Consider the following 23,795-nt stretch of genomic DNA (forward strand, 5'->3'; position numbering starts at 1 on the left):
GAACCGTACGGTGCCCGCCACCCCGCCCCGGGCGCCTGCCTCCGCTCCCGGGCCCGCACCCCTGCGGGTGACGGCCACCGACCCGGCGGGCCCGGTCTCGGCGGAGACGCTCCGGCCGGTCAACCACCTTTAGCGGGCGGCCTGCTGACGTCCCGTCGTACGGTCGTGGCGGGGGGTCAGATCCGCCAGGCCATGTTGGCCATGGTCGGGTGGCAGGTCCACTGCTGGACGGTGGCGCCGTCGTCCGTCCCGGAGTTCTCGACCTCCAGGCACTTGCCGCTGTTGTGGTTGACGAGCATCCGGCCGCCGGTGCCGGCCCGCAGGTCCCAGTGCTGGGTGGGGGTGCCGTCGCAGGTGCGCTGGAGGGCGTCGGTGCCGTCGGCGGTGGAGGCGCCGGGGATCTCCAGGCACTTGCCGCTGTTGAGGTTGCGCAGCTCCCAGCTGTCGCCGACCCAGTGCATGGTCCACTGCATGGTGGAGATGCCGTTGTAGGTCCACTGCTGGGCGCGGCCGCCGTCGGCGGTGACGGACTTCTCGATCTCCAGGGCCTTGCCGCTGTTGGCGTTGAGGACGGGCCCGCGGACGTCGGCGGGCCCGCTCGACGCGGGGGCGGCGGGCGCGGTGGCGGTGACCGTGACGGTCGCGGCCGGGCTGGGGTGCTGCCCGGCCGAGGCCCGGGCGGAGGCGGAAGCGGAGGCCGAGAGCGAGGGCGAGGGCGATGCGGAGGCCGAAGGGGAGCCGGAGGCCGAGGCCGAGGGAGAGGGAGAGGCGGAGTCCGCCGGAGCGGAGAGCACCTCGGGCGCGGCGGCGCCGGTGGCACCGGTGGCGGGGGCGGCCGCCGGGGTGCCGGGCGGCGCTCCGCCGTCCCCGCCGCCCGTGAGGCCGACCACGGCCGCGCTGCCGCCGCCGATCAGCAGGACCGCCCCGGCGGCCGCCCCGGCGATCCGGAGCCGCTTGCGCCGCCGGTCCTCGTGTTCGTGCTGTTCGGCCATCGCGGCCCAGTCCGGCTGTCCGCCGTCCACCCCGAAACTCATGGATCCGCAGTCTAGTTCGGGCTCGGAACGCCGGAACGACCAGGGACGGGAACCCGGAGGTTCCCGTCCCTGGTACCGCTGCGGTCGACCGCTCAGACGTTGAAGCCGAGCGCGCGGAGCTGGTCGCGGCCCTCGTCGGTGATCTTGTCGGGGCCCCACGGCGGCATCCAGACCCAGTTGATCCGCAGGTCCTTGACCAGGCCGTCGGTGGCGGTGCGGGCCTGGTCCTCGATGACGTCGGTGAGCGGGCAGGCCGCCGAGGTCAGCGTCATGTCGACGGTGGCGGTGTCGTCCTCGTCGATGTGCAGGCCGTAGATCAGGCCGAGGTTGACGACGTCGATGCCCAGTTCGGGGTCGACGACGTCCATCAGGGCCTCCATGAGGTCCTCGGTGGAGACCGTCCCGGCGCTGGTGAACGCGCCGGGGCTGTCGGGGGTCTCGGCGGAGGAGGTCTCGGCGGCGGAGGTCTCCGCGGCGGGGGCCTCGACGGCCTCGGCCGCCGGAGCCTCGGCCGCCACGGCCGTCTCGTTCTCGCTCATGAATCCAGTGTCCTAACGGGCGTCAGTCGGTGGTCTCGGTGATCGCGGGCTGGCCGCCGAGCGCCTTGGCGGTGGCGTCCTTCCAGGCCATCCAGCTGAGCAGGGCGCACTTGACCCGGGCCGGGTACTTGGAGACCCCGGCGAAGGCCACGGCGTCCTCCAGCACTTCCTCGTCGCCCTCGGACTGGCCCTTGCTCTGCATCAGTTCGAGGAAGGCTTCCTGGATCTGCTGGGCCTCGCCGACCGACTTGCCGACCACCAGGTCGTTGAGCACGGAGGCGGAGGCCTGGCTGATCGAGCAGCCCTGCGAGTCGTAGGAGACGTCGGCGACGGTCGCGCCGTCGAGCCGCACCCGCAGGGTGATCTCGTCGCCGCAGGTCGGGTTGACGTGGTGCACCTCGGCGTCGCCGTCCCGCAGCCCCTTGCCGTGGGGGTTGCGGTAGTGGTCCAGGATGATCTCCTGGTACATCGAGTCGAGTTTCATGGCAGCCACCTCAGCCGAAGAAGTTGCGGACGTGGTGGAGGCCGTCGATCAGCGCGTCCACCTCGCCGGGCGTGGAGTACAGGTAGAACGACGCCCTGGTGGTCGCCGGAATTCCGTACCGCAGGCAGACCGGCCGCGCGCAGTGGTGGCCGACCCGGACCGCGATGCCCTGTTCGTCGAGCACCTGGCCGACGTCGTGCGGGTGGATGTCGCCGAGCGTGAAGGAGATCGCCGCGCCGCGGTCGACGGCCGTGCGCGGGCCGATGATCCGCAGGTCGGGCACCTCGCCCAGGCGCTCGATGGCGTACGCGGTGATCGCGTGCTCGTGCGCGGCGATCTTGTCCATGCCGATCCCGGACAGGTAGTCGATGGCCGCGCCGAGCCCGACCGCCTGGGCGATCGGCGGGGTGCCGGCCTCGAACTTGTGCGGCGCGGGGGCGTAGGTGGACGAGCCCATGGTGACGGTCTCGATCATCTCGCCGCCGCCGAGGAACGGCGGGAGGTCCTCCAGCAGCTCCTGGCGGCCCCAGAGCACGCCGATGCCGGTGGGGGCGAGCATCTTGTGGCCGGTGAAGGCGACGAAGTCGGCCTCCAGCGCCTGCACGTCGAGCACGGCGTGCGGGGCGGCCTGCGAGGCGTCGATGCAGACCAGCGCGCCGACCGACTGCGCCTTGCGGACGATGGCGTCCACCGGGTTGACGGTGCCCAGCAGGTTGGAGACCAGCGTCACCGAGACGATCTTCGTCTTCTCGGTGATCAGCTCGTCGATGTTCGACAGGTCCAGCCGGCCCTCGTCGGTGAGCGAGAACCACTTCAGCTTCGCGCCGGTGCGCTGCGCGAGCAGCTGCCACGGCACGATGTTGGAGTGGTGCTCCATCTCGGTGATCACGATCTCCGAGTCGGCGTCGACCTTGTACGGCTCCTCGGCCCAGCCCAGCATGTTGGCGACCAGGTTGAGCGACTCGGAGGCGTTCTTGGTGAAGATCACCTCGTTGCGGCTGGGCGCGTTGACGAAGGCCGCGACCTTGTCCCGGGCGCCCTCGTACAGCGCGGTGGCCTCCTCGGCCAGCACGTGCACGCCGCGGTGGACGTTGGCGTTGTGCTGCTCGTAGTAGGCGTTCAGCGCGTCGAGCACCTGGCGCGGCTTCTGCGAGGTCGCCGCGTTGTCCAGGTACACCAGGGGCTTGCCGTCGTGCAGCTGCCGCGACAGGACGGGGAAGTCCTTGCGGATGGCGTCGGTGTCGAGGAGTCCGGTCAGATGGGAATGGGTCACGCTGCACCGCCAATTGTGTTGGTCGCTCCGCTCACGGAGCCGCCCTTCACGTAGCTCTCGTAGCCCTCTTCCTCCAGCTTGTCGGCGAGTTCGGCACCGCCGGACTCGACGATCTTGCCGCCCGCGAAGACGTGCACGTGGTCGGGCTTGATGTAGCGCAGGATGCGGGTGTAGTGGGTGACCAGCAGGGTGCCGACCTCGCCGGTCGAGCGGACCCGGTTGATGCCCTCGGAGACGATCCGCAGCGCGTCGACGTCGAGGCCGGAGTCGGTCTCGTCGAGGATCGCGATCTTCGGCTTGAGCAGTTCGAGCTGGAGGATCTCGTGGCGCTTCTTCTCGCCGCCGGAGAAGCCCTCGTTGACGTTGCGCTCGGCGAACGCCGGGTCCATCGAGAGGGCGGCCATCGCCTCCTTGACCTCCTTGACCCACAGCCGCAGCTTGGGGGCCTCGCCGCGGACGGCGGTGGCGGCGGTGCGCAGGAAGTTGGAGACCGAGACGCCGGGCACCTCGACCGGGTACTGCATGGCCAGGAAGAGGCCGGCCCGGGCGCGCTCGTCGACGGACATCTCCAGCACGTCCTCGCCGTCCAGCAGCACCTGGCCGCCGGTGACGGTGTACTTGGGGTGGCCGGCCAGCGAGTAGGCCAGGGTGGACTTGCCGGAGCCGTTCGGACCCATGATCGCGTGGGTCTCGCCCTGCTTGACGGTCAGGTCGACGCCCTTGAGGATCTCGCGCGGGCCGCCCTCGGCGTTGACGGAGACGTGCAGGTCGCGGATTTCAAGCGTTGCCATGGGGTACTCAGTTCTCCTGGTTGACGGAGACGAGCACATCGTCCCCTTCGATCTTTACGGGGTAGACGGCGACCGGCCTGGTCGCGGGCAGCCCGGACGGCTTGCCGGTGCGCAGGTCGAAGCTGGAGCCGTGCAGCCAGCACTCGATCATGCAGTCCTCGACCTCGCCCTCGGACAGCGAGACGTTGGCGTGCGAGCAGGTGTCGTTGATGGCGAACACGCCCTCGTCGGTCCGGACGATCGCCACCGGGACGCCGTTCAGCTCGACCTTCTTGGGCACGTCCTCCTGCAGGACGCTCAGCGCGCAGGCCCGGACGTAGCTCATGCCACGGTCTCTTCCAGCTCGGCCTCGATCTTCTCCAGCAGCCGGTCCTGGATCTCGGCGACGCCGATCTGCTGGACCAGCTCGGCGAAGAAGCCGCGCACCACCAGGCGGCGGGCCTCGTCGGCCGGGATGCCGCGGGACTGCAGGTAGAACAGCTGCTCGTCGTCGAAGCGGCCGGTCGCCGAGGCGTGGCCGGCGCCGACGATCTCGCCGGTCTCGATCTCCAGGTTGGGGACCGAGTCGACCCGGGCGCCGTCGGTGAGCACCAGGTTGCGGTTGAGCTCGTAGGTGTCGGTGCCGAGCGCGGCGGCCCGGATCAGCACGTCGCCGATCCACACCGCGTGCGCGTCCTGGCCCTGCAGCGCGCCCTTGTAGGCGACGTTGGAGCGGCAGTGCGGGGTGTCGTGGTCGATCACCAGGCGGTGCTCCAGGTGCTGCCCGGCGTCAGCGAAGTACAGGCCGAACAGCTCGGCCTCGCCGCCGGGGGCCGCGTAGTTGACCCGGGGGTGCAGGCGCACCACGTCGCCGCCGAAGGTGACGACCACCGACTTGAACGAGGCGTCCCGGCCGACCAGCGCGTTGTGCTGGGCGACGTGCACCGCGTCCCGGTCCCAGTCCTGGACGGTGACGAAGGTGAGCTTGGCGCCGTCGCCGACCAGCAGGTCGACGTTGGCGGCCCGGGTGCCGGTGCCGGTGTGGTTGAGCACCACGACGGCCTCGGCGAACGGCTTGACCTCGATCACCAGGTGGGCGAAGGCGGTGCCGCCCTCGCCGTGCACGTCGATCCGGACCGGCTCGGTGAGCGCCGTCTCCTTGGGGACGGTCACCACCAGGGCCTGCTCGAAGGCGCTGAACGCCTGCGCGGCGACCCGGTCCACCGGGGTGCCGGCCTTGCCGACCCGGGCGTCGTCGCGGCCGACCAGCTCGGAGGTGACGCCCTCCGGCAGGCCCAGCTCGATCTTGTCGGTGCCCCTGGGGGCCTCGGCGGCCTTGCCGTCGTGCAGCCCGCCGAGGCGGTGCAGCGGGGTGAACCGCCAGTCCTCCTCGCGGCCGGTGGGCACCGGGAAGTCGTTGACGTCGAAGGACGGCTTGACCGCGACCCGGGCGTCGATCGGCTGCCGGACGCTCTCGCGCCCGGTGCCCGGGCCGGCGAGCTGCGCGCCGGCGCCGGCGGTGCCGACCTCGATCGAGCCGGCGGTGGTGGAGCCGGGGGTGTTCTGCTCAGCCATGGCTGTTCGTGTTGCTCTCTTTCGGGAATCGTCGAGGGGGGCGGGGGCGGCGGCGCGTCAGCCGACCGCGCCCTCCATCTGCAGCTCGATCAGCCGGTTCAGCTCCAGCGCGTACTCCATCGGCAGCTCGCGGGCGATCGGCTCGACGAAGCCGCGGACGATCATCGCCATCGCCTCGGTCTCGCTCAGGCCGCGGCTCATCAGGTAGAACAGCTGGTCCTCGGAGACCTTGGAGACGGTCGCCTCGTGGCCCATCGACACGTCGTCCTCGCGGACGTCGACGTACGGGTAGGTGTCCGAGCGGGAGATGGTGTCCACCAGCAGCGCGTCGCACAGCACGTTCGACTTGGCGCCGTGCGAGCCCTCGCCGATCTCGATCAGGCCGCGGTAGGAGGTGCGGCCGCCGCCGCGCGCCACCGACTTGGAGACGATGTGCGAGGAGGTGTTCGGCGCCATGTGGACCATCTTCGCGCCGGCGTCCTGGTGCTGGCCCTCGCCCGCGAAGGCGATCGAGAGGGTCTCGCCCTTGGCGTGCTCGCCCATCAGGTAGACGGCCGGGTACTTCATGGTGACCTTGGAGCCGATGTTGCCGTCGATCCACTCCATGGTCGCGCCCTCGTACGCCACGGCGCGCTTGGTGACCAGGTTGTAGACGTTGTTCGACCAGTTCTGGATGGTCGTGTAGCGGCAGCGGCCGCCCTTCTTGACGATGATCTCGACCACCGCGGAGTGCAGCGAGTCCGAGGAGTAGACCGGCGCGGTGCAGCCCTCGACGTAGTGGACGTAGGCGTCCTCGTCGACGATGATCAGCGTCCGCTCGAACTGGCCCATGTTCTCGGTGTTGATCCGGAAGTAGGCCTGCAGCGGGATGTCCACCTGCACGCCCTTCGGCACGTAGATGAACGAGCCGCCGGACCACACCGCGGTGTTCAGCGCGGCGAACTTGTTGTCGCCGGCCGGGATGACGGTGCCGAAGTACTCCTTGAAGAGCTCCGGGTGCTCCTTGAGCGCGGTGTCGGTGTCCAGGAAGATGACGCCCTGCTCCTCCAGGTCCTCGCGGATCTGGTGGTAGACGACCTCGGACTCGTACTGGGCGGCGACGCCGGCCACCAGGCGCTGCTTCTCCGCCTCCGGGATGCCGAGCTTGTCGTAGGTCGCCTTGATGTCGGCGGGCAGGTCCTCCCAGGACTCCGCCTGCTTCTCGGTCGAGCGCACGAAGTACTTGATGTTGTCGAAGTCGATGCCCGACAGGTCGGAGCCCCAGGTCGGCATGGGCTTCTTGCCGAACAGCTTGAGGCCCTTGAGGCGGAGGTCGAGCATCCACTCGGTCTCGTTCTTCTTCGCCGAGATGTCGCGGACGACCGCCTCGCTCAGGCCGCGCTTGGCGGCGGCGCCGGCGGTGTCCGAGTCGGCCCAGCCGTACTCGTACTTGCCGAGGCCTTCGAGCTCGGGGTGTGCGATGTCAGTCATGCGAGGTTCCTCCGCGCGGACGGGCCGTTTTCGATGGGGGACGTACCGGCAGTCGGCACTGCACCGGGCGCCCGCTCGGGCGACGGTGCGGCACCGGATGCCGGCACATACGTGGTGCAGACCCCGTCGCCGTGGGCGATGGTGGCCAGCCGTTGCACATGGGTGCCGAGGAGCTGCGAGAAGACCTCGGTCTCCGCCTCGCAGAGCTGCGGGAACTGCTCGGCGATGTGCGCGACCGGGCAGTGGTGCTGGCAGAGCTGCGCGCCGGCCGGTGCGGCGGGCGCGGCGGCGGCGGACGGGACGCGCCGCACCGTGGCAGCGTACCCGTCGGCGCTCAGCGCCCGGGCGAGCGCCTCGGCGCGCTGCCCGGTGCCGGCCGCCTCCAGGGCGTCCTGGTAGCGCTCGCCCTGCTTGGCGAGCCGGGCCCGGGCGAAGGCGGCGACCGCCTCCTCGCCCGCGCTGCCGCCGCCGGCCGCCTCCGAGATCCAGCGCAGCGCGTCGGCGGCGAGCTGGTCGTACGCCTGGTAGAAGGCGCTGCGGCCGCTGTCGGTGAGGGCGAACACCTTGGCCGGGCGGCCGCGGCCGCGGCTGCCGAAGACCCGCTGCTCGCGGGCGTCCACCAGCCCGGCGGCGGCCAGGCCGTCCAGGTGGCGGCGGACCGCGGCGGGGGTCAGGCCGAGGCGGTTGGCCAGGTCGGCGGCCGAGGACGGGCCGTGGTCCAGGATCGAACGGGCGACCCGGTCCCGGGTCGCCGGGTGGCTCTCGGCGAGGGCCTCCGCCGCCGTCGCGGGCACCGCGCAGTCGGGAGCGTCGGGCTCCCGGTGCTGGGCTGCGTGCTCGCGGATGTTTTTCACAACACGATTGTTGCGTAATTCGCCGGGCGGAGACAAGCCGTGACCCACGCCTCACCGGTGTCGTCCATCACGAAAGGCAAGCCTTACCTGAAAGGGGCCGTGAGCAGCTCCTAGACTCGCCGCTATGCATGCAGACCCCGCCGTCGAGGTGACCGCACTGGTCAAGCGGTACGGCGACAAGACCGCCGTGGACGGGCTGAGCCTGACCATCGCCCGGGGCACCGTCACCGCGGTGCTTGGCCCCAACGGCGCGGGCAAGACCACCACGATCGAGACCTGCGAGGGCTACCGCCGCCCGGACGGGGGCACCGTCCGGGTGCTCGGCCTGGACCCGGTCGCCCAGGCCGCGCGGTTGCGGCCGCGGATCGGCGTGATGCTCCAGTCCGGGGGCGTGTACGCCGGAGCGCGCGCCCTCGAAATGCTCCGCCACACCGCCAAGCTGTACGCCGACCCGCTGCCGGTCGGCCCGCTCGCCGAGCGCCTCGGCCTGGACTCCTGCGGCCGCACCCCCTACCGCCGGCTCTCCGGCGGCCAGCAGCAGCGCCTCGCCCTGGCGATGGCCGTGGTCGGCCGCCCCGAACTGGTCTTCCTGGACGAGCCGACCGCCGGCCTCGACCCGCAGGCCCGCCGCGCCACCTGGGAGCTGGTCACCGAGCTGCGCGCGGCCGGCGTCACCGTCGTCCTCAGCACCCACCAGATGGACGAGGCCGAGCAGCTCGCCGACGACGTCGCGGTCGTCGACCGCGGCCGGGTGATCGCCCAGGGCTCGCCGGACGAGCTGCGCGGCACCGAGGCGCAGCTGCGCTTCGACGGCCCGCCCGGCCTCGACCTGGCCGGCCTGCGCAAGGTGCTGCCCGACCGGGCCGCCGTCTCCGAGCCCTCGCCCGGCTCCTACCGGGTCGAGGCCGAGCTCGACGCCGCCCTGCTGGCCGCCGTCACCGGCTGGTGCGCCGAGGCCGGGGTGATGCCCGACCGGCTCGCCGTGCAGCGCCGCAGCCTCGAAGACGTCTTCCTCGACCTGACCGGACGGGAACTGCGATGACCGCCACCGACCTCACCCCCCGCCCCGGCGCCGCGCCGGTCGGCCGGATGCTGCTCGCGCAGACCGCCCTGGAGACCAGGATGCTGCTGCGCAACGGCGAGCAGCTGCTGCTCACCGTGGTCATCCCGACCGTGCTGCTGGTGCTGTTCTCCGCGGTCGACGTGGTCGACGTGGACGGCCCGGGCAAGCGGGTCGACTTCCTGGCCCCCGGCCTGCTGGCGCTGGCGGTGATGTCCACCGCGTTCACCGGGCAGGCGATCGCCACCGGCTTCGAGCGCCGCTACGGCGTGCTCAAGCGCCTGGGCGCCACCCCGCTGCCGCGCTGGGCGCTGCTGTCCGCGAAGACCGGCTGCGTGCTGGTCACCGAGCTGCTGCAGGTGCTGCTGCTGTCCGGCATCGCGCTGGCGCTGGGCTGGTCGCCGCACGGCAGCCCGCCGGCGGTGCTGCTCCTGCTGGTGCTGGGCACGGCCGCGTTCTCGGGCCTGGGCCTGCTGATGGCGGGCACCCTGCGGGCGGAGGCCACGCTGGCCGGCGCCAACCTGGTGTTCGTCCTGCTGCTGCTGGCCGGCGGCGTGGTCGTCCCGCTGTCGAAGTTCCCGGACGCGGTGCGCCCGGTGCTGGAGCTGCTGCCGATCTCGGCGCTCTCCGACGGCCTGCGCTCGGTGCTCCAGCTCGGCGGCGGCGTGCCCTGGGCCGACCTCGGCGTCCTCGCCGTCTGGTCGGTGCTGGGCCTGGCCGCCGCGTCCCGGTTCTTCCGCTGGGAGTGAGCCCACGGCACGGGAACGGCCCCGGGAGCGGTGCTCCCGGGGCCGTCGCCTTCCGCCGCCCGGATCAGGAGGCGTCGTTGGCCTTCTTGCGGCGCGCCGCGTAGACGATGCCGCCGCCCGCGCCGAGGATCACGAGGCCGCCGATGGTCAGCGGCAGGATGCCGTCCGCGCCGGTGAACGCCAGGCCGCCGCCGCTGTTGCCGTTCGAGCCGCCGCCGGTCGAGCCGGTGTGGCTCGCGGACGGGGACGGGGTCGCGCCGGCCGAGCCGCCCGGCTTCGGGCTCTCCGAGCCACCGGGGGTCGACGACTCGCCGCCGCCGGGGGCGGTGGCGCTGCCCGAGGGCGCGGGGCTCTCGGTGCCGCCGGGGGTGGTGGCGCTCTCCGAGGGCTTGGGGCTCTCGGACGGCGTGGTGGTGCCGGGCAGGCAGCCGGTGAACGGGAAGTGGTGGGTCTCGGCGCCACCGCTGCCGGTCAGCGACTTCGCCCACACCGAGCCGTTGACCGGGCCGCCGGTGCCCAGGTCGAACGCGGCGTTCGGGGCGAGGACGCTGCCGGGCCAGGCGTTGCCGCTGCGCTTGGTGACCGAGGTCGCGGTCGGGAAGTTCCACAGCAGCTTGGCGCGCTCGGCGCCACCGTCCGCGGACTGCAGCTTGTCGTCGAGGACGTACGCCTTCTTGGCGTGGTCCCAGATCATGAAGCCGGTGGTGGGGTTCTTGTTCTGGTCGTAGCTGCCACCGGTGACGTTGATGATGGTGGTCGAGCCGACCGGGACGTTGATCCGGATCTCGCGGTACCCCTGCAGGACGGCCGCGTCCACCGTGAAGACGTTCTGGTCGGCGTCAGTGCCGACGAAGTCCAGCTGGGCGCCGTCCTCCTTGTTCGGAACCGGCGCGCTGCCGGTGGTCTTCGCCAGCGCGGCGGAGACGTTCCGCAGGTTGGCGAACTCCTTGGCGAAGTCGATCGGCGAGGCGCCCTTGGAGACACCCTCCAGATTGCCCTCGCCGATCTTGCTACCGGCGTAGACGCCGGTGCCCTTCATCGTCTTGGTGAGGCCCTTGACAAGCTTGCCGTCAACGATCTTGCTAGTGATCAGGTCACCACCCACCACCAGCGAGCGACCGCCCGGCAGAGCCGCGACCTCAGCCGAGGCGAGCTCGTTGCCGACTGTGAAACCGCCGCTGAAGTCGGCGTCGCCGCCGACCGCCACGGCGCCCTCGGCGTCCGGGCTGTGGGTGTCGTTCCCCTCGATGAACTCGCCGTACTTCCCGGCGACGCCGAGGTCGAAGCAGGTGCTGCCCGTGGTGGGGGCGGCCGTCGCGGCGGTCGGGACGACCAGGGCCGCGAGGGCGAGTGAGCCGCCGAGCGCCACGGCGGCAGCGGATATGGACTTGCGCATGTGCAGGACTCCGCGTGTGGGTGCGGGCAGGAGTGTGAGATGAGCCCTAACCGGAAAAAGGTATAGACCAACCCGCACTCTTTCGGCCACGCGTGCGGCCGGTCAAGGCCGTTGACCGACACGCTCGAAATGATCCTTTTTGTCACCCGGTCGAATCGGAACCTCTCGCCGCCCGCCGGGAGTTCGGGCCCCCGGCCCGCCCGCCCGCCGCCCGGGGCCGGAGCACGGCGTAAGCCCGCCTACGATGGTCCGGTGACCAACCCGCTCTCCCTCCTCGCCGCCCGCTGGCACCCGACCCCGCAGCACGTCCGCCGGGCGGCGCTGGCCGCGCTGGTGATGAGCGTGGTGATCGTGGTGACCGGCGGCGCCGTCCGGCTGACCGCCTCCGGCCTGGGCTGCACCACCTGGCCGCGCTGCACCGCCGACAGCCTGACGCCGACGCCGGCGATGGGCGTCAACGGCGTCATCGAGTTCGCCAACCGGATGCTGACCTACGTGCTGTGCGCGGCGGTCGGCTGGTTCATCCTGGCCGCCCGCAGCGCCAAGCCGTGGCGGCGCCCGCTGACCAGGCTCGGCTGGGCCCAGTTCTGGATGGTGATGAGCAACTCGGTGCTGGGCGGCATCACCGTGCTGACCGGCCTGAACCCGTACATCGTGGCCGCGCACATGGTCGCCGCGATGGGTCTGCTGTGGATCGCGGTGGTGTCCTGGGAGCGCGCCGCGGAGGGCGACGGCGAGCCGCGCGCCCTGGTCGCCGAGCCGATCCGGCGGCTGGCGCAGGTGCTGGTCGGGGTGATCGGCCTGCTGGTGCTGGCGGGCACCCTGGTGACCGGCGCGGGCCACCACCCGGGCGCCTCCTCGAAGGACGGCAAGCCGGTGTACCGGATCCCGGTCGACTACGACCGCCTGGTGCAGGCCCACGCCGACCTGGTGTTCCTCTCGGTCGGCCTGACGCTGGCCGCGCTGCTGGTGTTCGCCGCGGTCAAGGCCCCGCCGGCCGCCCGGGCCCGGGTGCGGGAGCTGTTCGTCCTGCTGCTGCTGCAGGGCGTGCTCGGCTTCGTCCAGTACTTCACGGACGCGCCGGAGCTGATGGTCGGCCTGCACATGCTGGGCGCCGCGCTGATCTGGGGCGCCGCGCTGCGCGTCCCGCTGGCGCTGCGGACCCGGGCCGGCGTCCCGGCCCGGTCCGCCGCCCCGGCCGCCGAACTGGTCGCCTGAGCGGCGCCGCGCCCCGGAACGCACGGCGGCCCGCCGGTCATCCCGGCGGGCCGTCCTCGTGCGCGGCGGGTCAGATCTGGATGCCCGCCATCCGCTTCCACTCGTACGGGCCGGTCTTCACCTTCAGCCCCAGCTCGCCCTCGAAGCTGTCGTGCAGGGTCAGTCCGGCGAGCTCGGCGGCCCGGCGGCCGATCGCGTAGCTCGGCGCGACCTGGTCGCCCCAGCTGCCGTCGGCCCCGACCAGGACGATCCGGGTGCCGATGGTGCCGACGTACTCCACGACGCCGTCGGCGCTGCCGCCGTGCTGCGCGGCGAAGCTGCTCAGGTGCTTGGCAATGCGCTTGGCGCGGCGCTCGGCGCGGGCGTCCGGCGCGGTGGTGGTGGCGGTCTCCGCGTTGGTCATGCCCGCATGCTACCGATCGGTAGTGCCGCTGGCGACGGCAGTGCGCTGTGCCGGAGCCCACACCCGCGCGGCCGGCAGCTCGCCGGCCCCGGCGTAGGCCCGGGCGAAGGCGGCGCCCTCCGGGCCGGGGCGGGCGATCCGGTGGATCCGCTCCAGCCGCAGCCGCAGCGCGAACTCGCGCTGCTCCGGCGGCAGCCCGGCGGGCAGGTGGAGCAGGTCGAGCAGGCGGTCCGAGAACTCCTGGGTGCGCCAGGCGGCCTCCAGCCGGCGCCGCTGGTAGCCGTCCAGCGCGCCGCCGTCGCCGTCCAGCTCCGCCAGCAGCGCGCCGGCCAGGTCCGCGGCGTCGGCGACGGCCGAGTTGAGGCCCTTGGCGCCGGACGGGGTGACGGTGTGCGCGGCGTCCCCCGCCAGCAGCAGCCGGCCGTGCCGGATCCGGCGGGCGACCCGGCCGCGCATCCGCAGCACGCCGGTCTCCAGCAGTTCCCCGGGCGCCGGATCGGCGCCGCCCAGCTCCAGCCGCCGCGCCAGTTCGCCGCGGATCCGCTCCGGCGCCCACTCCTCGATCCGCTCCCCGGCGGGCACCTCCAGGTAGAACCGGCCGACGTCGGCGGTGCGCGGCATCATCCCGGCGAACCCGTCGGCGTGCACCGCGTAGCGCACCGCCGCCACCGGCCGGTCGATCCGGGCCAGCACGGTCAGCCAGTCGTACGGGTAGCGGCGGGCGGGCCCCTCGGCGCCGTCCGGGAAGGCGGCGGCGACCGGGCCGCCCGCGCCCTCGCAGCCGACCGCCCAGCCGGCGCGCAGCTCCCCGTCGGCGGTGCGCAGCACGGGCCGCCCCGCAGCGTCCGGCGCCACCGCCCCGACCGGCGAGGAGAACGCGATCGTCCCGCCGTCCGCCCGGTAGGCGGCGATCAGGTCGCGCACCAGTTCCTGCTGCGGGTACGCCCAGTGCCGGGCGCCGCCGGAGAGCTCCCCGTAGTCGACGGTGACCTTCTCACCGAGGCAGGTGATCTCGCACCGCCCGTGCCGCTGCCCCTCGGCGGTCAGCCGGTCGGCCAGGCCCAGCCCGCGCAGGTACTCCACCACCCGGTGCTCCAGCACCCCGGCCCGGGCGGTCCGCTCCAGCTCGTCCCGGGAGCGCCGCTCGTGCACGGCGACGTCGACGCCCGCCCGGTGCAGCAGGTGCGCGAGCACCAGCCCGGCGGGCCCGGCGCCGACGATCGCGACGGTGGTGCTGCGGGTGGTCATCGGCGCTCCCGGTGCTCTCGGCGGACGTCCGCAACCTAGCACCTGACGGGACGTCAGCCGTCCGCCGCCGGGCCCGGCGTGAATACTGTCCCGGTGAACGATTTCCGTGGCTGGCCGGCCGAGGCGCTGGAGTTCTACGAGCACCTGGAGGCCGACAACTCGAAGACCTTCTGGGCCGCGCACCGCGCGGTGTACGACGAGGCGGTGCGGGCGCCGATGGAGGCCCTGCTGGCCCGGCTGGAGCCGGAGTTCGGGCCGGGGAAGATCTTCCGGCCGAACCGGGACGTCCGGTTCTCCGCCGACAAGTCCCCGTACAAGACGCACGTCGGCGGCTACCTGGAGTCCGGCGGCTACGTGCAGCTGTCCGCCGACGGGCTGGCCTGCGGGCTGGGCTACTACCGCCTGGAGAGCGACCAACTGGCGCGCTACCGCGCCGCGGTGGCCGAGGACGTGCCGGGCGCCGAACTGGAGCGGGTGGTGGCGGCCGTCCGCGCGGCCGGTCCGCAGGTGGTGGGGCGGGACAGCCTGAGGACGGCGCCGCGCGGCGTCCCCAGGGACCACCCGCGGATCGAGCTGCTGCGCCACAAGGGCCTGATCGCCTGGCAGGAGTGGGAGCCCGCGGCCTGGCTGGGCACCGCGGCGGCGTACGGCCGGATCACCGGGTTCCTGCACGCGGCGGAGCCGCTGCACGAGTGGCTGGAGAACCACGTCGGCCCCAGCGAGCTTCCGCCGCGCTGAGGCCGAGGGGTCCTGCGAAAGGGGGGCGTCAGCCCACGAAGGGGTCGATCGCCACGACCAGGAACAGCAGGGTCAGGTAGGTGATCGACCAGTGGAACAGCCGCATCTCCTTGAGCTTGGCGCCCACGATGCCGGCCTTGGCGCGCGACTGGAGGGCGTACGCCTCCTTCATCCACAGCGCGCCGAGCACGGCGGCGACCGCCGGGTACAGCCAGCTGGTGTGCGCGGCGGGCCACAGCAGCAGCGAGGTCGCCACCATCACCCAGGAGTAGGCGACGACCTGCTTGGCCACGCCGATGTTGCCGCGGATCACCGGCAGCATCGGCACGCCGGCCTTGGCGTAGTCGTCGCGGACCTTCATCATCAGCACCCAGGTGTGCGGCGGCGTCCAGAAGAACACCACCAGGAACAGCACCACGGCCGCCCAGGACAGCGAGTTCGTCACCGAGGACCAGCCGACCAGCACCGGCATGCAGCCGGCGATGCCGCCCCAGACCACGTTCTGCGAGGTGCGCCGCTTGAGGCCCAGGGTGTAGACGAAGACGTAGAACAGCAGGGCGCCCAGCGCGAGCGCCGAGGACAGCCAGTTGACCAGGACGCCGAGCCAGAGGGTGGAGACCACCGCGAGGGTGACGCCGAAGATCAGCGCCTCGCGCGGGGAGACCATGCCGGTGACGATCGGGCGCCGCTCGGTGCGGGACATCACCGCGTCGATGTCCCGGTCGATGTACATGTTGAGCGCGTTGGCGCCGCCCGCCGACAGGTAGCCGCCGACCACCACCGCGAGGACCCGCCACAGGTTCGGCACGCCGCCCTGGGCCAGGAACATCACCGGCACCGTGGAGATCAGCAGCAGTTCGATGATCCGGGGTTTGGTGAGGGCCACGAAGGCCCCGACGCGGGCCCCGAACGGCCGGGGCGCGGTCCTCGTCCCTACCACCACCCCTGCGGGGCGGGATTCGACGGCGGTCACGGACACCTCAACAGTCGATGAACTTCCACAGGCGTCCCCGAGAACCCGCAGGGTGCCCGCCGTCCGCTCTGCGCGTACCACGCAACCATAGACGTTCCATATCTCCCGATCCGCCCCGGGGTCCCCGGCGAGCCGCGCCCGTCCGCGTCTTGCCCTTCGGAACGGGCAAACCCTCCCCGTAAGGGTGAAGGTAGGACAGAGCGATTGACGCGCCGGCGGTGGAATGCGGCGCCGCGGTCTCACGTTGCCCCGGCACAGAGGGTGAGGTGCGCCGCAAACGGTAGGCTCGCACAGAGAAGCGGGATCAACCCTCCGTGATCGGTACCAGCCACAGCGGCGTGGCCGACGGGTCCTCTTCACGGGGTCACACTTCACAGAATCCGGAAGGAGCCCTGAGTCAGGGTGAGCACCACGCCGAACGTCTTTGAGTGGAGCGAGGCGGACCAGCGGGCCGTCGACACGGCCCGGGTCCTGGCCATGGACGCCGTGCAGAAGGTGGGTAACGGGCACCCCGGAACCGCCATGTCGCTGGCTCCCGCCGCGTACTTGATCTTCCAGCGCTTCCTGCGCCACGACCCGACCGACCCGACCTGGGTCGGCCGGGACCGCTTCGTGCTCTCCCCGGGGCACACCTCCCTCACGCTGTACACCCAGCTGTTCCTGTCCGGCTACGGACTGTCGCTGGACGACCTGAAGGCCTTCCGGGTCGCGGGCAGCCGCACCCCCGGCCACCCCGAGCACGGCCACACCGCCGGCGTCGAGACCACCACCGGCCCGCTCGGCCAGGGCATCGGCAACGCGGTCGGCATGGCGATGGCCGCCCGCTACGAGCGCGGCCTGTTCGACCCGGACGCGGCGCCCGGCACCTCGCCGTTCGACCACACCGTCTGGGCGATCGTCTCCGACGGCGACCTGGAGGAGGGCATCTCGGCCGAGGCGTCCTCGCTGGCCGGCCACCAGAAGCTCGGCAACCTGGTCGCGGTGTACGACGACAACCACATCTCGATCGAGGGCGACACCGCCACCGCCTTCTCCGAGGACGTGCTGGCCCGCTACGAGGCGTACGGCTGGCACGTCCAGCGGGTCGCCCCGAAGGCCGACGGCGACATCGACGTGGCCGCGCTGGCCGCCGCGCTGGAGGCCGCCCGGGCCGAGACCGGCAAGCCGTCGATCATCGCGATGCGCACCATCATCGCCTGGCCCGCGCCCAACGCCCAGGACACCGCCAAGGCGCACGGCTCGGCCCTCGGCGACGCCGAGATCGCCGCCACCAAGAAGGTGCTCGGCTTCGACCCGGCCAAGACCTTCGAGGTCTCCGACGAGGTCGTCGCGCACGCCCGCCTCGTGGTGCAACGCGGCCAGGCCGCCCGCGCCGCCTGGGACGGCGAGCTCGCCGACTGGCGCGCCGCCAACCCGCAGCGCGCCGCCGAGTTCGACCGGATCCAGATCGGCGAGCTGCCCGACGGCTGGGAGAAGGCGGTCCCGTCCTTCCCGGCCGGCAAGGACGTCGCCACCCGCAAGGCGTCCGGCGACACCCTGAAGGCCCTCGGCAAGCTCGTCCCCGAGCTCTGGGGCGGCTCCGCGGACCTCGCCGAGTCCAACCTCACCACGATCGACGAGGAGTCCTCCTTCCTCCCGGAGGGCAACCCGCTCAAGAGCGCCTCGCCGTACGGCCGGACCATCCACTTCGGCATCCGCGAGCACGCCATGGGCTCGATCATGAACGGCATCGCGCTGCACGGCCGCACCCGCGTCTACGGCGGCACCTTCCTGGTGTTCTCCGACTACATGCGCCCCGCGGTCCGGCTCGCCGCGCTGATGAAGCTGCCGGTCACCTACGTCTGGACGCACGACTCGATCGGCCTCGGCGAGGACGGCCCGACCCACCAGCCCGTCGAGCACCTGGCCGCGCTGCGCGCCATCCCCGGCCTCGCGGTCGTCCGCCCGGCGGACGCCAACGAGACCGCCGTGGTGTGGCGCACCGTGCTGGAGCGGCAGACCAGCCACCCCGGCCCGGTCGGCCTGGCGCTGACCCGCCAGGGCGTGCCGACCTACGACCGCGAGGTCTTCGGCTCCGCCGAGGGCGCGGCCAAGGGCGGCTACGTGCTGGCCGAGGCCGAGGGCGGCGAGCCCAAGGTGATCCTGATCGGCACCGGCTCCGAGGTGCAGCTCGCCGTGCAGGCCCGCGAGGCGCTGCAGGCCGAGGGCGTCCCGACCCGGGTGGTCTCGCTCCCGTCCGTGGAGTGGTTCAACGAGCAGGACCAGGCGTACCGCGACAGCGTGCTGCCGCCGAACGTCCGGGCCCGGGTCTCGGTCGAGGCGGGCATCGCCCAGGGCTGGCGCGAGCTGGTCGGCGACGCCGGCCGGATCATCAGCCTGGACCACTTCGGCGCCTCCGCCGACTACCAGGTGCTGTACCAGGAGTTCGGCATCACCGCCGACGCGGTCGCCAACGCCGCCCGCGCCTCGCTGCGCACGGTCGAGGCCGTCTCCCGCTGACGCGCTGAACCACCCGGCCCGGGGTATCCGCACTACCCCGGGCCGGCTCCCCGGACTCCCCACAGACGTACGAAAAGAAGAAGAGGGACTGAGCACCATGACCGACGCTTTGAACCGCCTCAGCGAAGAAGGCGTGGCGATCTGGCTCGACGACCTGAGCCGGGAGCGCCTGAACTCCGGCAACCTGGCCGAGCTGGTGCAGGAGAAGCACGTCGTCGGCGTCACCACCAACCCGACCATCTTCCAGAAGGCCATCGGCAGCGGCAGCGCCGCCTACGACGGCCAGCTGACCGACCTCGCGGTGCGCGGGGTCACCACCGAGGAGGCGATCCGCATGATCACCACCTCCGACGTGCGCGACGCCGCCGACGTGCTGCGCCCCGTCTACGACGCCTCCAACGGCCGCGACGGCCGGGTCTCCATCGAGGTCGACCCGCGCCTGGCCCACCGCACCGACGCCACCGTCGCCGAGGCCAAGCAGCTGTGGTGGCTGGTCGACCGCCCGAACGTGCTGATCAAGATCCCCGCCACCATGGGCGGCCTGCCCGCGATCAGCCAGGTGCTGGCCCGGGGCATCAGCGTCAACGTCACGCTGATCTTCTCGCTTGAGCGCTACAAGGCCGTCATCGACGCCCACCTGAGCGGCCTGGAGCAGGCCAAGGCCGCCGGCCTCGACCTCTCGCAGATCGAGTCGGTCGCCTCGTTCTTCGTCTCCCGGGTGGACACCGAGATCGACAAGCGCCTGGAGGCGGTCGGCACCCCCGAGGCCAAGGAGCTGCGCTCCAAGGCCGCGCTGGCCAACGCCCGCCTCGCCTACCAGGCGTACGAGGAGGTCTACGGCTCGGTGGACGGCGCCAAGCCCGCCTCGGCGCGCTGGGCGGCCCTGGAGGCGGCCGGCGCCAAGCCGCAGCGCCCGCTGTGGGCCTCCACCGGCGTCAAGGACCCGAACCTGCCGGACACCCTCTACGTGACCGAGCTGGTCGCCCCGGGCACCGTCAACACCATGCCCGAGGCCACCCTGGACGCCACCGACGACCACGGCCAGGTCACCGGCGACACCATCACCCCGAACTACGCCGACGCCAAGGCCGTGCTCGACGCGGTCGCCGCCGCGGGCGTGGACTACGACGACGTGGTCCAGGTCCTGGAGGACGAGGGCGTGAGCAAGTTCGAGGCCTCCTGGACCGAGCTGCTCGACACCGTCACCGCGGCGCTCGAAGCGCACGCCAAGCACTGACTCCTGCTCACGAACTGACGCAACGAAAGCGGAGCACACCACAGTGAGCAACACCCAGCCCTACCCGGATGTGGTGGGTCCGGAGCCGTCCGAGGGCGACACCCCCGAGCGGCCCGCCAACCCGCTGCGCGACCCCGCCGACCGGCGGCTCCCGAGGATCGCCGGCCCGTCCGGTCTGGTGATCTTCGGCGTCACCGGCGACCTGTCGCGCAAGAAGCTGATGCCGGCCGTCTACGACCTCGCCAACCGCGGCCTGCTGCCGCCGGGCTTCTCGCTGGTGGGCTTCGCCCGCCGCGAGTGGGAGGACGAGGACTTCGCCAACGAGGTGCACGACGCCGTCAAGGAGCACGCCCGCACGCCCTTCCGGGAGGAGGTCTGGGAGCAGCTCGCCAAGGGCATGCGCTTCGTCCAGGGCGACTTCGGCGACGACGAGGCGTTCGACACCCTGCGCCGCACCATCGAGGACCTCGACCGGGCGCAGGGCACCAGCGGCAACTTCGCGTTCTACCTCTCGGTGCCGCCGAAGTTCTTCCCGACCGTGGTCCAGCAGTTGAAGAAGCACGGTCTGACCGACCCGGCGCCGGGCTCCTGGCGCCGGGCCGTGATCGAGAAGCCGTTCGGCCACGACCTGGCCAGCGCCCAGGAGTTGAACCGGATCGTCCACGAGGTCTTCCCCCGGGACGAGGTCTTCCGGATCGACCACTACCTGGGCAAGGAGACCGTCCAGAACATCCTGGCGCTGCGCTTCGCCAACCAGATGTTCGAGCCGATCTGGAACCGGTCGTACGTCGACCACGTGCAGATCACCATGGCCGAGGACATCGGCATCGGCGGCCGGGCGGGCTACTACGACGGCATCGGCTCCGCCCGTGACGTCATCCAGAACCACCTGCTGCAGCTGATGGCGCTGACCGCCATCGAGGAGCCAGCGTCCTTCCACCCGAAGGCGCTGGTCGCCGAGAAGCTGAAGGTGCTCAGCGCCGTCAAGCTGCCCGCCGACCTGGGCGCGCACACCGTGCGCGGCCAGTACGCGGCGGGCTGGCAGGGCGGCGAGGAGGTGCTCGGGTACCTGGACGAGGACGGCATCAACCCCGAGTCCAAGACCGACACCTACGCCGCCATCAAGCTGGAGATCAACAACCGGCGCTGGGCGGGCGTCCCGTTCTACCTGCGCACCGGCAAGCGGCTGGGCCGGCGGGTCACCGAGATCGCGGTGGTCTTCCAGCGCGCCCCGTACCTGCCCTTCGACTCCTACGCCACCGAGGAGCTCGGCCAGAACGCCCTGGTGATCCGCGTCCAGCCGGACGAGGGCGTCACCGTGCGGTTCGGTTCGAAGGTCCCCGGCACCGCGCTGGAGGTCCGCGACGTCACGATGGACTTCGCCTACGGCGAGTCCTTCACCGAGTCCAGCCCCGAGGCGTACGAGCGCCTCATCCTGGACGTCCTGCTCGGCGACGCGAACCTCTTCCCGCGGCACCAGGAGGTCGAGCTGTCCTGGCAGATCCTCGACCCGATCGAGCAGTACTGGGACGCCAACGGGAAGCCCGCGCAGTACCCGGCCGGCACCTGGGGCCCGGTCGAGGCGGACGAGATGCTCGCACGAGACGGCAGGAGCTGGCGCCGCCCATGAAGATCGACCTGACGGACACCACGTCCAGCAAGATCAACGCGACCATGATGGACGCCCGCCGGGCCAGCGGCTCGACCGCCGCCGGCATGGTGCTGACCCTGGTCATCGTGACCGACGAGGGCAGCGCCTACGACGCCCTCAAGGCCGCCAACGACGCCTCCCGCGAGCACCCCTCGCGCATCCTGGCCGTCATCAAGCGGGCCGGCCGCTCCCCCCGCGCCCGGGCCGAGACCCGGCTCGACGCGGAGATCCTGGTCGGCACCGAAGCGGGCAGCGGCGAGACGGTCGTCCTGCGGATGCACGGCGAACTCGCCGCGCACGCCCAGTCCGTGGTGCTGCCGCTGCTGCTGCCGGACGCCCCCGTGGTGGTCTGGTGGCCGGACAACGCGCCGCTCAACCCCGCCCAGGACCCGCTGGGCGCGCTCGCCCAGCGGCGCATCACCGACGCGGTGACCGCCGAGTCCCCGGTCGGCCAGCTCGCCCAGCGGGCGGCCGGCTACACCCCCGGCGACACCGACCTCGCCTGGACCAGGATCACCGGCTGGCGCTCCATGCTGGCCGCCGCCCTGGACCAGCGCGAGGTCACCATCACCGGCGCCGTGGTCGAGGGCGAGTCGTACAACCCCAGCGTCGAACTGCTCGGCCTGTGGCTGCACAACCGCCTGCGCGTCCCGGTCGAACGGGTCGTCACCGGCGGCCCCGGCATCACCGCCGTCCGGCTGCGCACCGCGGACGGCGACATCACCCTCGACCGTCCCGACGGCCTGCTCGGCACGCTCTGCATGCCCGGCGCGCCCGACCGGATGGTCGCGCTCAAGCGCCGCGACACCGCCGAGCTGATCGCCGAGGAGCTGCGCCGCCTCGACCCCGACGACATCTACGCCACCGCCGTCCGCACCCCGGTCGACCGGCTGCGCGAGCGGATCGCCGGAGTCGAGCACGCGGGCCCCGGCGGCACGGTGGAGGCCGAGGCCCCCGCGGCGGTGGATCCGGAGGAGGCCGAGGTCGAGGCCGTGGCCGAGGCCGCCGACCCGGCCGCCGCGAAGGCCGCCGCCAAGAAGCCCGCCGCGGCCGCCGGGAAGGCGCCCGCCGCCAAGAAGCCCGCCCCGCGCAAGCGGAGCGGGCAGTGAGCGGCGACCTCGTCCTGGTCCACCGGGACGCGGCACTGCTCGCCCAGGCGGCGGCCGCCCGGCTGCTGACCGTGCTGGCCGACGCCCAGGCCGCCCGCGGCACCGCACACCTGGTGCTCACCGGCGGCCGCAACGGCAACGCCCTGCTGGCCGCGCTCGCCGCCCATCCGGCGCGCGACGCGGTCGACTGGGCGCACGTCGACCTGTGGTGGGGCGACGAGCGCTACCTGCCGGCCGGCGACCCGGAGCGCAACGCGGTGCAGGCCGCCGCGTTCCTGGACGCCGTCCGGCCGCTCGGCGCCCGGGTGCACGAGATGCCCCCGGCCGACGGCGGCACCCCGGCCGAGGACGCCGCCGAGCGGTACGCCGCCGACCTGGCCGCGGCCGCCGACCCCGGCGAACGCCTCCCGGTCTTCGACGTGCTGCTGCTCGGCGTCGGCCCCGACGCGCACGTCGCCTCGCTCTTCCCCGGCCACCCCGGGGTCGAGCGGACCGACGGCACCGTCATCGCCGTGCACGACTCCCCCAAGCCGCCGCCCACCCGCCTCTCGCTGACCCTGCCCGCCCTGCACCACGCCCGCCAGGTGTGGCTGCTGGCGGCCGGCGCGGACAAGGCGGACGCGGTGGCCCTGGCCCGCACCGCCCCCGGAGCCGCCACGGCCCCGGCCGGCGCGGTCACCGGCACCGAGCGGACGCTCTGGCTGCTGGACGGGGCGGCGGCGGGCGAGCCCGCCTGAGTCGGTTCCCGACCACGACGACGCGAAGGGCGCCACCGGTGACCGGTGGCGCCCTTCGTGCGTGCCGTGCTCAGATCTCGCCGCGCAGCTTGGCCAGCGCCTCGGCGAGGATCGCCTCGCCGTCCGCGTCGGTGCGGCGCTCGCGGACGTAGGCGAGGTGGGTCTTGTAGGGCTCGTTGCGGGCCGGGGCGGGCGGGTTGTGCTCGTCCTGGCCGGCCGGGAACCCGCAGCGCGGGCAGTCCCAGGTGTCGGGGATGGCCGCCTCGGCGGCGAAACTCGGGCGCGTCTCGTGCTTGTTGGCGCACCAGAACGAGATGCGGTTGCGGGGGGCGGACTCGCCGCGCTCCGCTTCGCCCATCGGGCCGGCGCCGACTCTGCTGCCTCGGATCGCGTTGCCACTTGCCACGGTCTGACTCCCTGCGTGCTGGTGCCGTCCGGCCGCGGCTGGGCGGACGGTGGCGAAGTCGTCCTAGTGTAAGCGGGAGTTAAGCCATCGCCACCATCGCCCGCCGAGATGGTGTCAGTTGGACTTGAGCAGCAGCCCGAGGACCACGATGCACGCGAACCAGGCGAGGCCGACGATCACGGTGATCCGGTCGAGGTTGCGCTCGGCCACCGCGGACCCGCCGCCGGTCGAGGACGCACCGCCGCCGAACATGTCGGACAGGCCGCCACCCTTGCCCTTGTGGAGCAGCACCAACAGGATCATGATCAAGCTCAGGGCGATCAGAGCACACTCGAACCCGATAACTACCACGGGACCAACTCTCTCAATTCT

The 23,795-nt window shown here is 72.5% G+C and carries 24 protein-coding genes; 9 read left to right on the top strand and 15 right to left on the bottom strand.

The genetic code is table 11. The features are described from left to right. Positions 1–176 precede the first annotated feature (176 nt). From ABD345_RS16375 to ABD345_RS16415, 9 genes are all read right to left on the bottom strand, one after another. On the bottom strand, positions 177–1,034 hold the full coding sequence (locus ABD345_RS16375; protein WP_344552870.1) for an RICIN domain-containing protein: 858 nt from the start codon (positions 1,032–1,034) through the stop codon (positions 177–179). A 92-nt stretch (positions 1,035–1,126) separates the two neighbouring features. Beyond that, positions 1,127–1,414 carry a metal-sulfur cluster assembly factor gene (locus tag ABD345_RS16380; RefSeq protein ID WP_051055973.1) on the bottom strand — a complete coding sequence of 96 codons (288 nt, stop codon included), beginning with the start codon at positions 1,412–1,414 and terminating at the stop codon, positions 1,127–1,129. A gap of 181 nt (positions 1,415–1,595) precedes the next feature. Then, the gene (sufU, locus tag ABD345_RS16385) at positions 1,596–2,057 is read right to left on the bottom strand and encodes a Fe-S cluster assembly sulfur transfer protein SufU (protein ID WP_344552872.1); all 462 of its coding nucleotides are present in this window, start codon (positions 2,055–2,057) and stop codon (positions 1,596–1,598) included. 10 nt (positions 2,058–2,067) lie between these two features. Next, complete coding sequence (locus ABD345_RS16390; RefSeq protein WP_344552873.1) at positions 2,068–3,330, bottom strand: cysteine desulfurase; 1,263 nt, start codon at positions 3,328–3,330, stop codon at positions 2,068–2,070. Then, entirely contained in the window at positions 3,327–4,121 is a 795-nt protein-coding gene (gene sufC, locus ABD345_RS16395) for a Fe-S cluster assembly ATPase SufC (RefSeq protein ID WP_344552875.1), read from the bottom strand. Before sufC ends, ABD345_RS16390 begins: the two co-directional genes overlap by 4 nt. Before the next feature lie 7 nt (positions 4,122–4,128). Next, positions 4,129–4,446, bottom strand: coding sequence for a non-heme iron oxygenase ferredoxin subunit (locus ABD345_RS16400; protein WP_033252501.1), 318 nt, complete (start codon positions 4,444–4,446; stop codon positions 4,129–4,131). Beyond that, positions 4,443–5,675, bottom strand: a complete 1,233-nt coding sequence (sufD, locus tag ABD345_RS16405) for a Fe-S cluster assembly protein SufD (RefSeq protein WP_344552877.1) — start codon at positions 5,673–5,675, stop codon at positions 4,443–4,445. Before sufD ends, ABD345_RS16400 begins: the two co-directional genes overlap by 4 nt. A gap of 57 nt (positions 5,676–5,732) precedes the next feature. Then, the gene (sufB, locus tag ABD345_RS16410) at positions 5,733–7,145 is read right to left on the bottom strand and encodes a Fe-S cluster assembly protein SufB (RefSeq protein WP_344552878.1); all 1,413 of its coding nucleotides are present in this window, start codon (positions 7,143–7,145) and stop codon (positions 5,733–5,735) included. Continuing rightward, positions 7,142–7,999 (bottom strand): helix-turn-helix transcriptional regulator, encoded by an 858-nt coding sequence (locus ABD345_RS16415; RefSeq protein WP_380274854.1) that lies wholly within the window; start codon positions 7,997–7,999, stop codon positions 7,142–7,144. Before ABD345_RS16415 ends, sufB begins: the two co-directional genes overlap by 4 nt. A 124-nt stretch (positions 8,000–8,123) precedes the next feature. Between ABD345_RS16415 and ABD345_RS16420 the strand changes: the two genes are divergently transcribed. Continuing rightward, a complete protein-coding gene (locus ABD345_RS16420; protein ID WP_344552879.1) occupies positions 8,124–9,041 on the top strand; it encodes an ABC transporter ATP-binding protein in 918 nt (305 codons plus the stop codon). Then, on the top strand, positions 9,038–9,808 hold the full coding sequence (locus ABD345_RS16425) for an ABC transporter permease (protein ID WP_344552880.1): 771 nt from the start codon (positions 9,038–9,040) through the stop codon (positions 9,806–9,808). Before ABD345_RS16420 ends, ABD345_RS16425 begins: the two co-directional genes overlap by 4 nt. A 64-nt stretch (positions 9,809–9,872) precedes the next feature. On the opposite strand, the gene ABD345_RS16430 is transcribed toward ABD345_RS16425, so the two are convergent. Further along, positions 9,873–11,204, bottom strand: a complete 1,332-nt coding sequence (locus tag ABD345_RS16430; RefSeq protein ID WP_344552882.1) for a choice-of-anchor A family protein — start codon at positions 11,202–11,204, stop codon at positions 9,873–9,875. Between the two features lie 129 nt (positions 11,205–11,333). Between ABD345_RS16430 and ABD345_RS16435 the strand changes: the two genes are divergently transcribed. After that, positions 11,334–12,422: a COX15/CtaA family protein gene (locus ABD345_RS16435; RefSeq protein ID WP_425556835.1), complete on the top strand. Its 1,089-nt coding sequence runs from the start codon at positions 11,334–11,336 to the stop codon at positions 12,420–12,422. 70 nt (positions 12,423–12,492) lie between these two features. Here the strand turns inward: ABD345_RS16435 and ABD345_RS16440 are convergent, their stop codons facing one another. Beyond that, a complete protein-coding gene (locus tag ABD345_RS16440; RefSeq protein ID WP_344552884.1) occupies positions 12,493–12,825 on the bottom strand; it encodes a hypothetical protein in 333 nt (110 codons plus the stop codon). Positions 12,826–12,834: 9 nt separating this feature from the next. After that, a complete protein-coding gene (locus ABD345_RS16445; protein WP_344552885.1) occupies positions 12,835–14,073 on the bottom strand; it encodes an FAD-dependent monooxygenase in 1,239 nt (412 codons plus the stop codon). A 93-nt stretch (positions 14,074–14,166) separates the two neighbouring features. Between ABD345_RS16445 and ABD345_RS16450 the strand changes: the two genes are divergently transcribed. Next, positions 14,167–14,811 carry a DUF2461 domain-containing protein gene (locus ABD345_RS16450; RefSeq protein ID WP_344552886.1) on the top strand — a complete coding sequence of 215 codons (645 nt, stop codon included), beginning with the start codon at positions 14,167–14,169 and terminating at the stop codon, positions 14,809–14,811. Positions 14,812–14,839: 28 nt separating this feature from the next. On the opposite strand, the gene ABD345_RS16455 is transcribed toward ABD345_RS16450, so the two are convergent. Continuing rightward, complete coding sequence (locus tag ABD345_RS16455; RefSeq protein WP_344552887.1) at positions 14,840–15,784, bottom strand: heme o synthase; 945 nt, start codon at positions 15,782–15,784, stop codon at positions 14,840–14,842. 402 nt (positions 15,785–16,186) lie between these two features. On the opposite strand from ABD345_RS16455, the gene tkt reads away from it, so the two are divergent. The 5 genes from tkt (at position 16,187) to pgl (ending at position 23,017) form a co-directional block, all read left to right on the top strand. Next, positions 16,187–18,283 carry a transketolase gene (gene tkt / locus ABD345_RS16460; RefSeq protein WP_344552888.1) on the top strand — a complete coding sequence of 699 codons (2,097 nt, stop codon included), beginning with the start codon at positions 16,187–16,189 and terminating at the stop codon, positions 18,281–18,283. 97 nt (positions 18,284–18,380) lie between these two features. Next, the gene (tal, locus tag ABD345_RS16465; protein WP_344552889.1) at positions 18,381–19,520 is read left to right on the top strand and encodes a transaldolase; all 1,140 of its coding nucleotides are present in this window, start codon (positions 18,381–18,383) and stop codon (positions 19,518–19,520) included. A gap of 73 nt (positions 19,521–19,593) precedes the next feature. Next, entirely contained in the window at positions 19,594–21,150 is a 1,557-nt protein-coding gene (gene zwf, locus ABD345_RS16470; protein WP_344552967.1) for a glucose-6-phosphate dehydrogenase, read from the top strand. Continuing rightward, positions 21,147–22,280, top strand: coding sequence for a glucose-6-phosphate dehydrogenase assembly protein OpcA (gene opcA / locus ABD345_RS16475; protein ID WP_344552890.1), 1,134 nt, complete (start codon positions 21,147–21,149; stop codon positions 22,278–22,280). The genes zwf and opcA overlap by 4 nt, the downstream gene beginning before the upstream one ends. Next, the gene (pgl, locus tag ABD345_RS16480; protein WP_344552891.1) at positions 22,277–23,017 is read left to right on the top strand and encodes a 6-phosphogluconolactonase; all 741 of its coding nucleotides are present in this window, start codon (positions 22,277–22,279) and stop codon (positions 23,015–23,017) included. Before opcA ends, pgl begins: the two co-directional genes overlap by 4 nt. A 70-nt stretch (positions 23,018–23,087) precedes the next feature. Here pgl and ABD345_RS16485 read toward each other — a convergent pair whose 3' ends face one another. Both ABD345_RS16485 and secG read right to left on the bottom strand, forming a co-directional pair. Then, a complete protein-coding gene (locus tag ABD345_RS16485; protein WP_014138616.1) occupies positions 23,088–23,375 on the bottom strand; it encodes an RNA polymerase-binding protein RbpA in 288 nt (95 codons plus the stop codon). A gap of 162 nt (positions 23,376–23,537) precedes the next feature. Further along, positions 23,538–23,765: a preprotein translocase subunit SecG gene (gene secG / locus ABD345_RS16490; protein WP_344552969.1), complete on the bottom strand. Its 228-nt coding sequence runs from the start codon at positions 23,763–23,765 to the stop codon at positions 23,538–23,540. Between the last annotated feature and the right edge of the window lie 30 nt (positions 23,766–23,795).

It is taken from the genome of Kitasatospora saccharophila, from assembly GCF_039529925.1.
GTDB classification, from domain to species: Bacteria; Actinomycetota; Actinomycetes; order Streptomycetales; family Streptomycetaceae; genus Kitasatospora; species Kitasatospora saccharophila.

What these genes read in the sequence shown, in the direction of transcription:
- ABD345_RS16375 (WP_344552870.1), bottom strand. Translation starts at nt 1,034, where the DNA reads ATGAGTTTCGGGGTGGACGGCGGACAGCCGGACTGGGCCGCGATGGCC.
- ABD345_RS16380 (WP_051055973.1), bottom strand. Translation starts at nt 1,414, where the DNA reads ATGGAGGCCCTGATGGACGTCGTCGACCCCGAACTGGGCATCGACGTC.
- sufU (WP_344552872.1), bottom strand. Translation starts at nt 2,057, where the DNA reads ATGAAACTCGACTCGATGTACCAGGAGATCATCCTGGACCACTACCGC.
- sufC (WP_344552875.1), bottom strand. Translation starts at nt 4,121, where the DNA reads ATGGCAACGCTTGAAATCCGCGACCTGCACGTCTCCGTCAACGCCGAG.
- ABD345_RS16400 (WP_033252501.1), bottom strand. Translation starts at nt 4,446, where the DNA reads ATGAGCTACGTCCGGGCCTGCGCGCTGAGCGTCCTGCAGGAGGACGTG.
- sufD (WP_344552877.1), bottom strand. Translation starts at nt 5,675, where the DNA reads ATGGCTGAGCAGAACACCCCCGGCTCCACCACCGCCGGCTCGATCGAG.
- sufB (WP_344552878.1), bottom strand. Translation starts at nt 7,145, where the DNA reads ATGACTGACATCGCACACCCCGAGCTCGAAGGCCTCGGCAAGTACGAG.
- ABD345_RS16420 (WP_344552879.1), top strand. Translation starts at nt 8,124, where the DNA reads ATGCATGCAGACCCCGCCGTCGAGGTGACCGCACTGGTCAAGCGGTAC.
- ABD345_RS16425 (WP_344552880.1), top strand. Translation starts at nt 9,038, where the DNA reads ATGACCGCCACCGACCTCACCCCCCGCCCCGGCGCCGCGCCGGTCGGC.
- ABD345_RS16430 (WP_344552882.1), bottom strand. Translation starts at nt 11,204, where the DNA reads ATGCGCAAGTCCATATCCGCTGCCGCCGTGGCGCTCGGCGGCTCACTC.
- ABD345_RS16435 (WP_425556835.1), top strand. Translation starts at nt 11,334, where the DNA reads ATGATCCTTTTTGTCACCCGGTCGAATCGGAACCTCTCGCCGCCCGCC.
- ABD345_RS16440 (WP_344552884.1), bottom strand. Translation starts at nt 12,825, where the DNA reads ATGACCAACGCGGAGACCGCCACCACCACCGCGCCGGACGCCCGCGCC.
- ABD345_RS16445 (WP_344552885.1), bottom strand. Translation starts at nt 14,073, where the DNA reads ATGACCACCCGCAGCACCACCGTCGCGATCGTCGGCGCCGGGCCCGCC.
- tal (WP_344552889.1), top strand. Translation starts at nt 18,381, where the DNA reads ATGACCGACGCTTTGAACCGCCTCAGCGAAGAAGGCGTGGCGATCTGG.
- opcA (WP_344552890.1), top strand. Translation starts at nt 21,147, where the DNA reads ATGAAGATCGACCTGACGGACACCACGTCCAGCAAGATCAACGCGACC.
- ABD345_RS16485 (WP_014138616.1), bottom strand. Translation starts at nt 23,375, where the DNA reads ATGGGCGAAGCGGAGCGCGGCGAGTCCGCCCCCCGCAACCGCATCTCG.